The organism is Aeoliella mucimassa, assembly GCF_007748035.1.
GTDB lineage: Bacteria > Planctomycetota > Planctomycetia > Pirellulales > Lacipirellulaceae > Aeoliella > Aeoliella mucimassa.
On the sequence record NZ_CP036278.1, the window covers coordinates 2,533,029 to 2,547,122 of the forward strand.

Annotated in this window: 9 protein-coding genes and 2 pseudogenes; 6 read left to right on the forward strand and 5 right to left on the reverse strand. The window is 59.0% G+C overall.

The genetic code is table 11. The annotated features are described in order from the left end of the window. Positions 1-30 precede the first annotated feature (30 nt). A pseudogene (locus tag Pan181_RS10215) lies at positions 31-1,301 on the forward strand (IS4 family transposase). A 210-nt stretch (positions 1,302-1,511) separates the two neighbouring features. Here the strand turns inward: Pan181_RS10215 and Pan181_RS10220 are convergent. The 4 genes and pseudogenes from Pan181_RS10220 to Pan181_RS10235 all read right to left on the reverse strand — a co-directional run. Next, positions 1,512-2,042 carry a hypothetical protein gene (locus Pan181_RS10220; protein ID WP_145246718.1) on the reverse strand — a complete coding sequence of 177 codons (531 nt, stop codon included), beginning with the start codon at positions 2,040-2,042 and terminating at the stop codon, positions 1,512-1,514. Positions 2,043-2,228: 186 nt separating this feature from the next. After that, on the reverse strand, positions 2,229-3,113 hold the full coding sequence (locus Pan181_RS10225) for an IS3 family transposase (protein WP_145246719.1): 885 nt from the start codon (positions 3,111-3,113) through the stop codon (positions 2,229-2,231). Then, on the reverse strand, positions 3,110-3,415 hold the full coding sequence (locus Pan181_RS10230; RefSeq protein ID WP_145246720.1) for a transposase: 306 nt from the start codon (positions 3,413-3,415) through the stop codon (positions 3,110-3,112). The genes Pan181_RS10225 and Pan181_RS10230 overlap by 4 nt, the downstream gene beginning before the upstream one ends. Next, positions 3,378-4,292 (reverse strand): annotated as a pseudogene (locus Pan181_RS10235) (RHS repeat-associated core domain-containing protein); the annotation flags it as partial. The gene Pan181_RS10230 and the pseudogene Pan181_RS10235, both read right to left, overlap by 38 nt. Positions 4,293-4,939: 647 nt before the next feature. On the opposite strand from Pan181_RS10235, the gene Pan181_RS26075 reads away from it, so the two are divergent. Together Pan181_RS26075 and Pan181_RS10245 are read left to right on the forward strand one after the other, a co-directional pair. After that, on the forward strand, positions 4,940-5,464 hold the full coding sequence (locus Pan181_RS26075) for a DUF2760 domain-containing protein (protein WP_197529132.1): 525 nt from the start codon (positions 4,940-4,942) through the stop codon (positions 5,462-5,464). Between the two features lie 53 nt (positions 5,465-5,517). Beyond that, positions 5,518-7,302, forward strand: a complete 1,785-nt coding sequence (locus Pan181_RS10245; RefSeq protein WP_145246723.1) for an Hsp70 family protein — start codon at positions 5,518-5,520, stop codon at positions 7,300-7,302. Positions 7,303-7,479: 177 nt separating this feature from the next. Here Pan181_RS10245 and Pan181_RS10250 read toward each other — a convergent pair whose 3' ends face one another. Beyond that, a complete protein-coding gene (locus Pan181_RS10250) occupies positions 7,480-7,884 on the reverse strand; it encodes an ester cyclase (protein ID WP_145246724.1) in 405 nt (134 codons plus the stop codon). 271 nt (positions 7,885-8,155) lie between these two features. Between Pan181_RS10250 and Pan181_RS10255 the strand changes: the two genes are divergently transcribed. The 3 genes from Pan181_RS10255 (at position 8,156) to Pan181_RS10265 (ending at position 14,064) form a co-directional block, all read left to right on the forward strand. Continuing rightward, complete coding sequence (locus Pan181_RS10255) at positions 8,156-9,166, forward strand: alpha/beta fold hydrolase (RefSeq protein ID WP_145246725.1); 1,011 nt, start codon at positions 8,156-8,158, stop codon at positions 9,164-9,166. Between the two features lie 279 nt (positions 9,167-9,445). Further along, positions 9,446-12,475 carry a PSD1 and planctomycete cytochrome C domain-containing protein gene (locus tag Pan181_RS26080; RefSeq protein WP_197529133.1) on the forward strand — a complete coding sequence of 1,010 codons (3,030 nt, stop codon included), beginning with the start codon at positions 9,446-9,448 and terminating at the stop codon, positions 12,473-12,475. 86 nt (positions 12,476-12,561) lie between these two features. Continuing rightward, on the forward strand, positions 12,562-14,064 hold the full coding sequence (locus Pan181_RS10265; RefSeq protein ID WP_145246726.1) for a DUF1501 domain-containing protein: 1,503 nt from the start codon (positions 12,562-12,564) through the stop codon (positions 14,062-14,064). Positions 14,065-14,094 lie beyond the last annotated feature (30 nt).

A 14,094-nucleotide genomic window follows, 5' to 3' on the forward strand; every position in this document is an offset into this window, starting at 1 on the left:
GGTGGGGAGTGGTGTGGTACGACATAGTCCATGCCTTCCCAGCGAGTTGCTAAAGACGAGCTACCAGTGTGGCCCGAGCAGGTCATTGGGGGGAGTATGTCCGGCTTTTGGAGAAGTTTCTCAAACAACTCCGCTCGGAAGACGCCCACGGTAATCGCAAGTTATTTCTCGATGACGTGTTCGTAGCCTACCTGCTGGCGTTCTTCAATCCCACCATCCGCAGTTTGCGAACCATCGAAGATTTCAGCCAAACGGTACAGGCTCAGAAACACCTTTCGATTCGCAAGATCACTAGAAGTACGCTCTCAGACTTCAATCAACTGGCCGACCCCGAGCGATTGCAGCCGATTCTCGATGCCCTCCGCCGGCAACTTGCCCGCAAGTCAAAACGGCAATCGATAGGTGACGACGATCTCGACGAACTGCTCCAGCAGACCGTGGCCGTCGATGGCACGTTTCTCCCGGCCGTGGCCGAAGTCGCCTGGGCCATGTGCAATACGAACAATCATGGGGCGAAGAAGCATCGAGCGCGGGTGGATGTCCATTTGCCGGTGAGCACGTGGCTTCCCGAGGCAATCGTCATTCCATCCCCTGGCCAGAGCGAGGCCGATTCAGCCATCGAACGGTTGCAGCCCGGTCGTATCTATCTGTACGACCGCGGCTTCATGAGTTTCGCGCTCTTGGCAGCGCACTACGACGACACACACGCGTTGCAATCGCACTTCGTGGCTCGTTATCGCCCAGCGGGGGGCAATTCGCCCACGCTGCGGGAAGTGAAAAGTCGCGAACTCACCGAAAAAGACAAAGCGGCCGGCGTGCTCAGCGATGGAGTGGGACATTTCAAGTCTTCGAATCCGAGCCGACATCGAGTTCCCCGAGTGCAGCTTCGCGAAGTCATCGTCGCTTGCGAAGAAAAGGGAAAACCGTCGCAACTGCGGTTGATCACCAACCTGCTCGATGTACCGGCGCACGTGATTGCCATGCTGTATCGCTATCGTTGGCAAGTAGAACTGTTCTTTCGGTGGCTGAAGAGCTCTGCGAACTTCGGACACTTGATCAGCCACGCAAGCGAAGGGGTGCAAACGCACTTCTACGTGGCGGTCATTGCCGTGTTGCTGATGTACCTGCACACCGGTTATCGACCGAGCAAGTACCTGTTCGCCCTAATGGGACAGGTCGGCCGCGGGGCGGCAACCCTGGAAGAGATCCTGCCGATCCTCCGCGAGCGAGAACGTCAGAACGAACTGGCCCGGCAGTCGGCCGCGCGGCGGAGCGAGAAAAAGAAACAGCAATCGACTTAGAGACGCTGCCACTCGGCCGCGATTCTCACGCTGCCGCCTGCGCAATGTGAAAGGAAAAAGGCGGCGAGTCTTGATCGCGTAAGCCAATCCATGCAATCATAAGACGCCGCGCAACACTCCCGGAATGCAAAGAACCGAACTCCGGACAGTAATGGGCGAAGCCAGTGGCACACAGAAAAGCGATGTGGTCAGTGCCACCCGTCCGAATGTTTATGGCTCGTTGTCACCGAAGCTTTCAGCTGCGAACACAATTTGTGGCTGTGAGTGCTTTAGTTCTTCAATCAAGTTTAGATGATCTGAATACACGGTATTTGTTACTGTCAGATATCGCAGGCTCTGACTTCCGAATAAGGCAATAAGATGGTGTTCTTCCAAGCTGTCGTCGAGAAGCGCGAGGTGTGTAATGTTTGGAAGACCAAGAATAGCATCAATAAACTGGTCATCCAAGCTGACTCGCAATAGTGTTAACTGCTCCAATTGCCTCAACTTGCTGAGGCCTTTCGCGACACCTTTCTCTAATATGCAGTTTCGCATCACGATCTTTCTGAGACTAGCAAGTTGTTGTAGCTGGTTTATTCCATCGGAACTAACCGTTGCATCTTCAATCAATATTGCTTCTAAATCAGGGGAGCTGGTGATAACCTCCCAGCACTTCCTGTTAACGATTCGATCCTCGATAACAACAAGATATGGGCTTTTCAGTTTACTAACGAGTTCACGACAGGCTTCGTAATCGTTCATTCCTGACAAGTTTATAGACGCTATTGTCCCCCCTGTTGTGTCACGCACGATCCTTACACCCTGTGATTCCAGTGCTTCGACATAATTGCTTTCTCTAGCGATTGGCAACCAGAAGAAACAGTAAAGAATCAGAATCATTAGTGCGATAGCCCAAGACTTTCGGACAGCGGCGGGAGCTATTTTCTATTACGCCGCTACGGCCGGGGCGTATTCGGCTTCGAATGCTTCAGGGGTTTTGTAACCCAGCGACTGGTGGAGCCGCTGGCGATTGTAGAACACTTCAATGTACTTGAACACGCTCAGGCGTGCTGACTCAAGGTCGGCATACTCGTAGTGCTTCGTCCACTCGTGCTTCAGACTCCAGAAGAATCTCTCGGCAACCGCGTTGTCGTAGCAGTTGCCTCGGCGGCTCATCGAACACTCGATGCCAAGCGTCTGCAAGGTCCGTTGATAGCTCTCACTCGTGTACTGACAACCGCGGTCACTGTGATGCAGCAGTTCGCCACGCTGGGGGCGGCGCGACTCGATGGCTTGACGTAACGCATCGCTCACCAGCGGGGTGGCCAGCGAATGACTCATCGACCAACCTACCACCTTGCGGCTGAACAGATCGACGACGACCGCCACGTACACCCAACCAGCCAGCGTCGGCAAGTACGTGATGTCGGTCACCCATTTCTGGTTCGGACGCTCCGCATCGAAGTCCCGATCCAAGACGTTCGGCGCTGGCCGTTTGGACGGATCCGCCTTGGTCGTCGTCGGCGTGAACCGCTTACGGACTCGGCTTTTCAGGCCCATTTCTTTCATCGCACGGGCCACCGTGTTACGACAGGCCGTCTCCAACTCCTCTCGTTGCTGGAGCTGTTCGGCGATCTTGGCCGGACCGTAAATGGTGTGATGTTGTTCGAACACCTGCCGGACCGAAGCGTGAATCTTTGCTGTTCGTTTCGCTCGCTTACTTCGCGGACGGTCGACCGAGTCGTAGTAGCCCGATCGACTGACCTGAAGGAGCTGGCACATCAGGGCCACCGGAAAGGAGTCGCGGTGCTCGCTAATCCAGGCGTACTTCATGTCGACTCCTTCGCAAAGTACGCCGTGGCTTTTTTTAGAATTTCTCGTTCCAGTTCGGTCCGTTTGAGTTGTTTGCGGAGCCGAGCGATCTCGGCTCGCATCTCCTCGACCGTGGCGTCGTCACCGCACGGCTCCGGCGGGGGAGCCAGTTTGGCGTGCCAAGCCCGCAGCGTGGCATCGCACACCCCCACCGCAGCACAGGCGGACTTGAACGAATAACCTTCTTCAACCACCAGCCGCACCGCGTCTCGCTTGAATTCATCGCTATACGTAGGCCGCTGCCGCTTCGCTTGCTCGTCCATGTTTCGGACCTCCTAAGGGAACCATTATTCCGGCTCCCGCCACTGTCCGAAAGTCTTGGGCTATCGCAACCACAGTGCGATAGTTTCCAGCAGCATCCTTAAAGATAATAATTCGGGTTTTTGGAGAGCCGCAAGGAGTAAGCCAAATTCCAGACGTGCCTTCCAGGCGAGAATTAGGACTTTCTATGAAACCTTCATCAAAGCAACCCCATCCCAAGTTCCCCTCACAGAACTGTCCAGCCGGTTTCGTTATCCTCAATGAATCTGAAAACTCCGTAGTTCTGAAGCGAAATGCCCTTTCCATCATTACGCAATCCGCCTTGATTTGCGATTTGCGGATCTGAGACTGTGCATCTGTAATGGTAAAATAGGCTGAAATCAACGCTACTCCGGTACATCCAATCCGAACTGTTCTTGTACCCGCTCTCAATTGCTCCGCAATGGTCGCTGCGGTGTCTTCGCTTGCAGCAACTACCACGGCGGCTGACGTTAAGCCAGCCGTCAGTATGGGGCCAAGCCAATTGCCACCATTAACCGGCGCGTAAGGATTGAAAGTTGCGTTCGAGTTGCAGAAGCCGATGCAAGCATCTCGCTTAGCAGTGCAGCTTTCTTCCTCATTTCCGTTCTTCAAGCAGAGTGTATATGCAGCGTCGCAATTTTTGCTGCAAGATCCACCTATAATCCCTGCAAAGTCTTTTCTAAAACAGGGAGGTATCTTGGACCGGTCAGAAAGAGCAGAGAGCCCCATTGGATCAAGTCCGAGAAAGGGATTGCCACTAACATACTCATAGAAATTCATACTACCCCCCGCATACCCAATCGGGTCCCGATTGATGAACCGCCCCAACTGCGGGTGGTAGTACCGATACCTCGAATATTGTAACCCCGTCTAGGGATCGAGTCTGCGTCCGGTATAGAGAAATCTATGGGAATCTTTGTCAAGCGTGGTTTCTTAGGGGATCATCATTTTCTCCTATTGTCGGATGTTTTATTCTGAAGGAAAACCACGTCCTCTGGACGTGGTCACAATCAGGTGGCTACGCCGTACTTCCACTTATTAAACAAATGAGCACGCCCTCCGGGCGTACACTTGAAAGCCCCCGGCTCTGCCGGGGGATCATTTACTTCGTTGAACCAAGACCGCTGGGGTATGCGAGTCATCGGACCTGCCGTCCGTGCTCAAACATCTATGCGGTGATCACCCGCCACTCCGTTGGCAAGTGTCCCATAAAAACGTCGGCGAAGAATGTCCCATTCACTCGTGCGCCGATCGGAGTCGCTCTCCGCCGGCATTCTCTATATCGAGATCATCCTGGCTTACGGTCGGTTCGTTCGTGGATGGCTACTTGGCCGCGGCAAACTGGTAGGCTCGTCCGTCGCGGAGCATGGCGTGGACCACCAACAGCGGCCGCGGAGCCCGTTTTGCCGTCCCGCAATCCCCGGCGTCCCTTCCGGCACTGGGCCTCTAGTAGTAGGCTGGTTGCTCGCAGAAATGTCCATTTCCCCGTAGGGAGCCCCCTGCTCATGCGAATTTGGCTAGCCTTCCAGACCTTTTTTAAGGTGCTGTTTAATAAAGAGTTTGCAACCGACCTCGAGCAACTTCAGCTGGAGGGGCCGCCGCAGCCCGCTGCGCTGCCGACTCCGACCCCCAAGCCAAAACCCCCTGCCCGGAGCGAGGCCATCACTTTGCTGGCCACCCTGCAGCGGGAGGCCCGCTTCGTCGATATGGTCAGCGAGTCGCTCGACGCGTATTCCGACGCCCAGATTGGTGCGGCTGCCCGCGACGTGCTCCGCGACTGTGGTCAGGTAGTCGAGCGTTTATTCGCCCTGAAGCCGATGGCCGACCAAGAAGAAGGTCAGCCGATCGAAGTGCCGGCTGCTTACGATGCCGCGCAGTATCGGCTGGTCGGCAGCGTCAGCGGCGAGGGACCCTTCAATGGAACCTTGCAGCACGCCGGCTGGAAGGCGACCAAAGTGGAACTGCCGCAATGGTCGGGCGACGAAGCCTCGGCCCTGGTAGTAGCACCGGCCGAAGTGCAGGTGGGCTAAGCTTACCATCCAATTAGCCAATTCATTAAACATGGCGAACACGGAGACAAGTCATGTCCGCCAGATATGTCATCGGAATCGACCTGGGAACCACCAACGGAGTGGTGGCGTACGCCGCGCTCGATGCGGAGCAGCCGCAGGTGGAGTTATTAGCCATCCCGCAGTTGGTAGCTGCCAGCACGGTGGAGGAGCGGACTGCGCTGCCGTCGTTCCTGTATTTGGCCCCGGAGCACGAAGCGGGCGGATCGCTCGGCGTGCCTTGGGAAGCGGAACGCGCCTACGCGGTCGGCGAGTACGCCCGGCGGCAAAGTGCCGACATGCCCGATCGCACCGTTGCAGCAGCCAAGAGCTGGTTGTGCCATAGCAAAGTCGATCGCCGCGCGCCGCTGCTGCCCGCGGGAGCCCCGGCCGACGTGCCGAAGGTGTCGCCAGTCACCGCTTCGCAGCGTTACTTGCAGCACATGGTAGCTGCCTGGCATGCGAAGATGCCCGATGCCCCGCTCGCCGAACAGCAAGTGGTGCTCACCGTGCCGGCGTCGTTCGACGCGGCCGCGCGAGAACTCACCCGCGAAGCCGCGCTGGCGGCAGGCTTGCCAGCCGACCTGGTGCTGCTCGAAGAGCCGCAAGCGGCCGTTTACTCGTGGCTCGCCGAACGGGGGGACGACTGGCGCAAGGATCTCTCGGCCGGCGATCGCTTGCTGGTTTGCGACGTTGGTGGTGGAACGACCGACCTGACGCTGGTCGACGTGGCCGAGCAAGATGGCGAGCTGGCCCTCGAGCGACTCGCGGTCGGCGATCACTTGCTCGTCGGCGGCGACAACATGGATCTCGCCCTCGCCCACCAGGTTGCAGGGCTGTTTGCTGAGCAAGGGGTGAAACTCGACGCCTGGCAATCGGTATCGCTCTGGCACGCCTGCCGCGATGCCAAAGAAGCGTTGCTCACCGCTGGCGGTGAAGATTCGCACCGCGTGTCGGTACTCGGCCGCGGCAGCAAACTGATTGGCGGCACCGTGTCGGTCGACGTACCGCGGACGATGGCCACCGAGTTGATGCTCGGCGGATTCTTCCCCAAGTGCGACCTCACGGCCAAACCACAGCGGCAACGGGCTTCAGGCTTTCAGGAAATCGGCCTGCCGTTTGAGTCGGATGTTGCCATCACTCGGCATCTGGCCGCGTTCCTCACTGCCCATGCCGACGACTCCGGCGGAGCCGCCTACCCGACGCACGTGCTCTTCAACGGCGGCGTGTTCAAGGCCGAAGCGCTCCGCGAGTTGGTGCTCGGTCTGATTGGCGAATGGTCGACCACCGGCACTCCCGCCAGCGAACTGCCCGGCGCCCGCGACCTAGATAACTCCGTCGCCCGCGGGGCTGCGTTCTATGGCTGGACCAAGGAGCACGGCGGCGTCCGCATTCGCGGCGGTGTCGCACGATCCTACTACGTCGGCATCGAAACAGCCGGCCTCGCCATCCCCGGCGCCCCCCGCCCCCTACGGGCGCTGTGCGTCGTGCCGTTCGGCATGGAAGAAGGCACCACCATCGACGTCCCCTCGGGCGAAATCGGCCTGGTGCTCGGCGAGCCCGCCCACTTTCGGTTCTTTAGCTCTGCGGTTCGCAATCAAGACGAGCCAGGCGTCGTGCTGCCCCAGATCGACGAAGAAGAACTAAGCGAAACCGACCCGCTGGAGGCCACCCTCGAAACCACCAGCGAGACCGACGACAACTACGTGCCAGTCCGGTTCCAAACCCACATCACCGAACTCGGCGTGTTCGAACTCTGGTGCGTTAGCACGACATCGGACGAACGCTGGAAACTGGAGTTCAATGTGCGGGAGGGGTAGATTGGGGGGCTGTTTCGTGCGAAGTGGGTGTAGTAAGACGAGGGCTGAACGCCTCACCCGCCATCGTTACGGTTCATAAATCTCGCAATCCGGCAACGCCTTATCGAGACGCTTGAGTCCCTCGGGGGTGATCTCGGTGAGCGAGAGGTCCAGCACTTTGATGCCGCTAGAGTTGGCTCAAGGCAGCGCCCCCAACTGGCGGAGCAGGTCGAGCGAGTCGGTTTGCTCCCACTCTTCGGCGATCTTGTCGCCTGCCAGGCGGTAGAAGTTCATGCCCGAGACATGCACCTTGCGGCCGGTGGCCAGGATGCCGTGGAACTCGCCTTGGTGGGTTACCTGTCCGCGCCAGCGGACGGCCACCTGGTCGTCGGTCGACACGATGCTCTCGATGGCAACGCGCCAGTCGGGGAACGACCTACGGCACGAGGTGACAAACAGTTGCAACCCCGCCCGGTCACGCGGTGGTTGGCCTCCCAGATGGTAGGCGAAGTCGCTCGTGGTCATCGATTCCAGCGCCTGGTAGTTGCCAGTGTTCCAAACCGTTTCGATGTAGTCGGTTACCAGCTTCTCTTGTTCCGTCATGGTCGGTGCCCCTCTGGTTAAGATTGCCTGAAGTTTCTCGCGTTCTCGTGTTGGTTGTGGTCAAGTATACGCACTAGAGCCATGCTGGAAAGTCGCAGGATTAGTGGAACTCGGCAGTTGTTGCTGCTGGACCCGAGGCTGCTTCTCGACTGCTCATTCGGTACTTCGGCCTTCTGCACCCCTGGAGAAACTCGTCTTGTCGGGGGATCGGCTTTGGGTACCATTCCGGCATATTCCCATCTCTCGAAGCAGGAAAGGCGAAGAAATAGCCATGGTGCGTATTCTACTACTGGCGGTTTGTGCGGCGATGCTAGCGGGCTCGGCTTATGGACAGGCACCCGTCGAAGGCGAGGCGATTACCTTCGACGAAAACCTAAAGGGTTACCCGTATCCGTTTGAGGTCAAGAACTACGCGTTCCACTCGCAGGGACGCGACTTGCAGATGGCCTACATGTATCTGCCAGCCAAGGACCCGGCCAAGGGGGTCGTCACGCTGCTGCATGGCAAGAACTTCAACGGGGCGTACTGGCAGCAAACCGCCGAGTACCTGCAGTCGCTCGGGTACGGCGTGCTCATGCCCGATCAGATTGGCTTTGGCAAGTCGACCAAGGCCACGAGCTATCAGTACAGCTTTGCAGTCCTGGCTCAGAATACCAAGCAGTTGATGCAGTCGCTCGGCATTGAAAAATCGATTGTCGTGGGGCACTCGATGGGGGGCATGCTCGCTTCGCGGTTCGCCCTGCTCTACCCCGAGGCAACCACGCAACTGATTCTGGTGAATCCCATTGGGCTCGAAAACTATCTGCAGTACGTGCAATACAAAGATGTGCAGTTCTTCTTCGAGAACGAACTTGGAAGCACGCCCGAAAAGATCGTCGAGTACCAGAAGAAGAACTACTACGACGGCGCCTGGAACGGACGTTACGCCGCGCTGACGCTGCCGCTGGTCGGATGGGTGCAAGGCGACGACTGGAACAAGCTGGCCTACGTGAGCGCGCTGACCTACGACATGATCTTTACCCAGCCGGTGGTCGAGGAGTTCAAGGACTTCCAAGTGCCGACGACTTTGATCATCGGCACCCGCGACCGCACCGGTCCAGGGCGCAACTGGATGAAGCCGGGCGTTGAGTTCGAACTCGGCCGCTACGACTTAATCGGCGAGCGCATCCAACAGCGGAATCCCAACATCAAAGTCGTGGAACTCGATGGACTGGGACACTTGCCGCATATCGAAGATTTCACGCGGTTTAAAATGGCCTTTACCGGGGCACTTCAGCCCTAACCAAGCGGCAAAATACGCCCGCCGGCCAACCCGCAAAGGTCATTGGTTGGCCGGCGGGCGATTGTTACACGGAAGTTCCTAATTTGGCCCAATTTGTGGCCGAGTGCTGCGCAGTCTGATGATGCTCCTGCTTATGTTTCTTGCTCAGCCGATATAGATTTCGGTTCAATCGCCATCGAATCCCATTCGCTGTGGCATTGGCCTTCGTCAAGTCGCTATAATGATCCACAAGTCCTATCGCTTCCCACCACTCCATTCTCCCTCGGAGGCAGCGACGACATGTGGATCGGACCCCGTTTGTGGATGCAGGGTGCATCACTAAGTATTTGTTTGCTCGCTACGAGCTTGGTTTCGTTCGTCCAGGCGGAAGATCGAATTGACTTCAATCGTCAGATTCGGCCCTTGCTATCGGATCGCTGTTACCAGTGCCATGGCCCTGATGAAAATCATCGCGAGGCCGGACTGCGCCTCGACCTGGAGGAAGCCGCCACGGCCGAAACCGATTCGGGCACCATTGCCCTCGTGCCTGGCGATACCGAAGCCAGCGAGTTGGTCGCCCGCATCGCGACCGACGATGCCGATCTGGTGATGCCGCCGGTCGATTCGGGTAAGTCGCTCAATGCCGAGGAAATTGCGCTACTCAAGAAGTGGGTCGAGCAGGGTGCCAAGTACCAACCTCACTGGGCCTTCGTTGCTCCCAAAGTGGTCGCCCCCGCCGAGGTCAAGCAAGCTGAGTGGCCAGCAGGCGAAATCGACAAGTACATTCTGGCCGAGATCGAAGCCGCGGGGCTCGAACCCTCGCCCGAAGCCAACAAGATAACGCTCATCCGCCGAGTGACGCTCGACCTCACGGGCTTGCCTCCCACGCCGGAGGAAGTGGCCGCGTTCCTGGCCGACGACTCCGCCGATGCGTACGAGAAGGTGGTCGATCGCTTGCTCGCGTCGCCCAGGTATGGTGAGCACATGGCCCGGTTCTGGCTCGATGCGGTCCGCTATGGCGACACGCATGGCTTGCACCTGGATAACTATCGCGAGATGTGGCCCTACCGCGACTGGGTGGTGCGGGCCTTCAACGACAACTTGACGTGGGATCAGTTCACCAGGATGAACCTGGCCGGCGACCTGCTGCCCGAGCCTTCGCTCGACGACCTGATCGCCAGCGGCTACAACCGCTCGCACATCACCACGAACGAGGGTGGTTCGATCGCCGAAGAAGTTCGGGTGCGGAACGTGGTCGATCGCGTGTCGACCACCGGTACCGTGTTCATGGGACTCACCATGGGCTGCGCGGTGTGCCATGATCACAAGTTCGATCCGATCACGATGCGCGACTTCTACGCGATGTCGGGCTTCTTTAACAATCTCGATGCCAACCCCATGGATGGCAACCGGGCCGACCACGCCCCCACGGTGAAAGCCCCTACGCCTGAGCAGCAGACTGAGCTCGCGCGTCTCGAACAACGACTCAAGGAACTCGCGACCAAGCTCGATGCTCCTTGGCAAGCGGTCGATACCGCCCAAGCGGAGTGGGAAACCAAAACCCGTGAGCAACTCGCCAGCCAGGCGAAGCCGGAGCTGGTGTGGGGCACCTGGCACAGCGTGGGACCCTTCCGTTCCGACCTTCGCTATCTGCAAGGTCAGAAGCAAGGCCCTGAAGGCAAACCAGTGAAGCTTGACGATCAGTTTGAGCTGTCGACCGGCGAAAAGGTCGCCTGGGTCGCCCATCCCGAGTGGGCCGATGGCGAGCCGCATACCGAGTTCGAGCAAATCGTCTCCGCGATGTTCGTCTATCGCACGATCGAGTCGGATCAGGCGCGGGCGATCACCGTCGGCGTCGGTTCGGACGACGGGGTGCGCATCTACTTGAACGGCAAAAAGGTGCACGACAAACGGACGCCTCGGGGAGTCACGGTGAACGAAGATCAGGTGACCTTGAAGCTCAAACAAGGCACCAACGAGCTGCTGATGAAGATCGTCAACCACGGCGGAGGATGCGGCTTTGCCTTCAGCGTGCCCGAGGGGAATGAGTTGCCGGCCGAGGTGATTGCGGCCGTGAACGTGGAACCTGCCGCCCGCACCGACGAGCACCAGCGGACGCTTCGCCAGTACTATCGCATGCAGATTTCCGACGACGCTGGCATCGCCGAGCTACTCGACGAACGTAGCAAGGTGGAGCAAGAGAAGGTGGCTGTCGAAAGCGCCATCCCCACGACGCTCATCATGAAAGAGCGAGCCGAGGTGCGACCCACCTACGTGCTGACCCGTGGGCAGTACGATACGCCCGACAAAGAGCAAGGTGCCCTGCCCCGCCGGGTGCCGGAGTTCTTGCCGTCGCTGCCGGACGATGCTCCCAAGGATCGACTTGGCCTGGCCAACTGGTTGTTGACCGAACAGCAGCCGCTTATGGCGCGAGTCACCGTGAATCGCTTCTGGCAGCAGCTGTTCGGCATCGGTCTGGTCGAGACCTCCGACGACTTTGGTTCGCAAGGCTCCTGGCCTAGCCATCCGGAACTCCTCGATTGGCTGGCCATTGACTTCCGCGAACACGACTGGGACGTCAAACGCACGATGAAGCAAATGGTGATGTCGCAAACCTATCGTCAGTCGTCCAAGACCTCGCCGGAGCTGACCGCGATCGATCCCAAGAATCGGTTGCTGTCGCATGGTCCACGGTACCGGCTGGATGCCGAAGTGATTCGCGACCAGGCGCTCGCCGTGAGTGGGTTGTTGGTCGAAAAGCTCGGCGGCCCCGGCGTGAAGCCACCGCAGCCGAGTGGTCTGTGGGAGGCGGTCGCCTACTCCGGTTCGAACACCAAGACCTTCGTGGCCGATCACGGGCCCGAAAAGGTGCACCGCCGTAGCGTGTACACGTTCTGGAAACGGACGTCGCCGCCGCCGGAGATGACGACGCTCGACGCCCCTTCGCGGGAGAGTTGCGTCGTGCGTCGCGAACGCACCAACACTCCCCTGGCAGCGCTCATGTTGCTGAACGATCCGCAGTACTTCGAAGCCGCCCGGGCGCTGGCCCAGCGAGCAATGCGAGACGCCAAGAACGAGCCCGATGCGGTCGTCGATCGCATGTTCGAGCTGGCAACGCTCCGCGAGCCGACCGACGACGAGCTGTATCGGCTTCGCACGCTGTTCGACGAAAGCCTCGCTCGCTACGAGAGCGATCCTAACAGTCGCGATCAACTGCTCAGCGTCGGCGAGGCTCCGATGGACGACGAACTCGATCACACCGAGCTGGCATCGTGGACACTCGTGGCCAACGCGATATTGAATTTGGATGAGGTGCTCAACAAGGAGTAGCCACTCGCAAGCGGCTCGTTCGCTTGCAGGTGGATCGCTGTCTCCTTACGCATGTTCCTCAAGTCTCAACCCCTTAGATCGACGCCATGGATCCTATTCGCGAACATTTGCAGCAACTGACCCGTCGGCATTTCTTCGGCGGCACCGCCCTGGGGCTCGGCACCGCCGCGCTCGCCTCGTTGACCGGCGCCAAACCGGCGGCCGCCAGCGCGAAGCTCGGCATCGGCAGCGTTCCTCACTTCGCCCCCAAGGCGAAGCGGGCGATCTACCTGTTCATGGCCGGAGCCCCGTCGCCGCCCGACATGCTCGACTACAAGCCGAAGATGCGGGACAAGTTCAAGGCCGATCTCCGCAAGGAAGTGTACGAAGATGGCTCGCCGGTGCTGCGCACTCGGGTGACCACGATGACCTCGGGGCAAAGTGCGTTTCCCATCGCTCCTTCGAAGTACAAGTTCGAGCAGTACGGACAAGGCGGCGCCTGGATCAGCGAGCTTCTGCCTTACACCTCGCGAATGGCCGACGACATTGCCATCATTCGTTCGATGTGGACCGAGGCCATCAACCACGATCCAGCGATCACCTACATCACTACCGGCAACCAACTGCCTGGCTCACCGAGCCTGGGTGCCTGGCTCAGTTATGGGCTTGGCAGCGAGAATGAAAACCTGCCGTCGTTCGTGGTAATGACCCCTAGTTGGACCGGTCGCCAGGAAGCCCAAGCGTTGTACAATCGGCTCTGGGGTACCGGTTTCCTGCCGAGTAAGCACCAGGGGGTCGCCCTGCGTTCGAGCGGCGACCCTGTGCTGTTCCTGTCGAATCCCCCCGGCGTGAGCCCCACCGATCGCCGCCGGGTGCTGGACACCGTGGCCGCGTTCAACCGCGAGCGGTATCAGCAATTCGCCGATCCCGAAACCGAGGCCCGCATCGCCCAGTACGAGATGGCCTATCGCATGCAAACGTCGGTACCGGAGTTGACCGACCTGTCGAAAGAGCCACAGCACGTGCTCGACATGTACGGCCCCGACGTCCACAAGCCCGGCACGTTCGCCGCGAGTTGCTTGCTAGCGAGGCGGATGATCGAGCGCGGAGTTCGGTTTACCCAGATCTTCCACCGCGGTTGGGACCAGCACTTCAACCTGCCAGGCGACCTGCCGAATCAATGTCGCGACATCGACCAGCCAAGCTGGGCGCTCGTGCAAGATCTCAAGCAACGCGGGCTGCTCGACGACACCCTGGTGGTCTGGGGCGGCGAGTTCGGCCGCACCATGTATTGCCAAGGCACGCTCAACGACAAGACCTACGGGCGCGATCACCATCCCGGCTGTTTCAGCATCTGGATGGCCGGCGGCGGCGTGAAAGGGGGCACCGTGCATGGCAATACCTGCGACTACGGGTGCAACATCGTCGATGCATCCGGCGCGCCGACCACCAAGTTTGAAGACGGCGCGGTCCACATTCGCGATCTCAATGCGACTATTCTCCACCAGCTTGGCATCGATCATAATCGTCTGAGTGTGAAGTTCCGTGGTCTCGACCAAAAACTTACCGGGGTCGAAGAAGCCCACGTCGTGAAGTCGGTGCTCGCTTAGCCCATTCGCCTTGCTGCGGAATCGAATCGC

What these genes read in the sequence shown, in the direction of transcription:
- Pan181_RS10220 (WP_145246718.1), bottom strand. Translation starts at nt 2,042, where the DNA reads ATGAACGATTACGAAGCCTGTCGTGAACTCGTTAGTAAACTGAAAAGC.
- Pan181_RS10230 (WP_145246720.1), bottom strand. Translation starts at nt 3,415, where the DNA reads ATGGACGAGCAAGCGAAGCGGCAGCGGCCTACGTATAGCGATGAATTC.
- Pan181_RS10250 (WP_145246724.1), bottom strand. Translation starts at nt 7,884, where the DNA reads ATGACGGAACAAGAGAAGCTGGTAACCGACTACATCGAAACGGTTTGG.
- Pan181_RS26080 (WP_197529133.1), top strand. Translation starts at nt 9,446, where the DNA reads ATGTGGATCGGACCCCGTTTGTGGATGCAGGGTGCATCACTAAGTATT.
- Pan181_RS26075 (WP_197529132.1), top strand. Translation starts at nt 4,940, where the DNA reads ATGCGAATTTGGCTAGCCTTCCAGACCTTTTTTAAGGTGCTGTTTAAT.
- Pan181_RS10255 (WP_145246725.1), top strand. Translation starts at nt 8,156, where the DNA reads ATGGTGCGTATTCTACTACTGGCGGTTTGTGCGGCGATGCTAGCGGGC.
- Pan181_RS10225 (WP_145246719.1), bottom strand. Translation starts at nt 3,113, where the DNA reads ATGAAGTACGCCTGGATTAGCGAGCACCGCGACTCCTTTCCGGTGGCC.
- Pan181_RS10245 (WP_145246723.1), top strand. Translation starts at nt 5,518, where the DNA reads ATGTCCGCCAGATATGTCATCGGAATCGACCTGGGAACCACCAACGGA.
- Pan181_RS10265 (WP_145246726.1), top strand. Translation starts at nt 12,562, where the DNA reads ATGGATCCTATTCGCGAACATTTGCAGCAACTGACCCGTCGGCATTTC.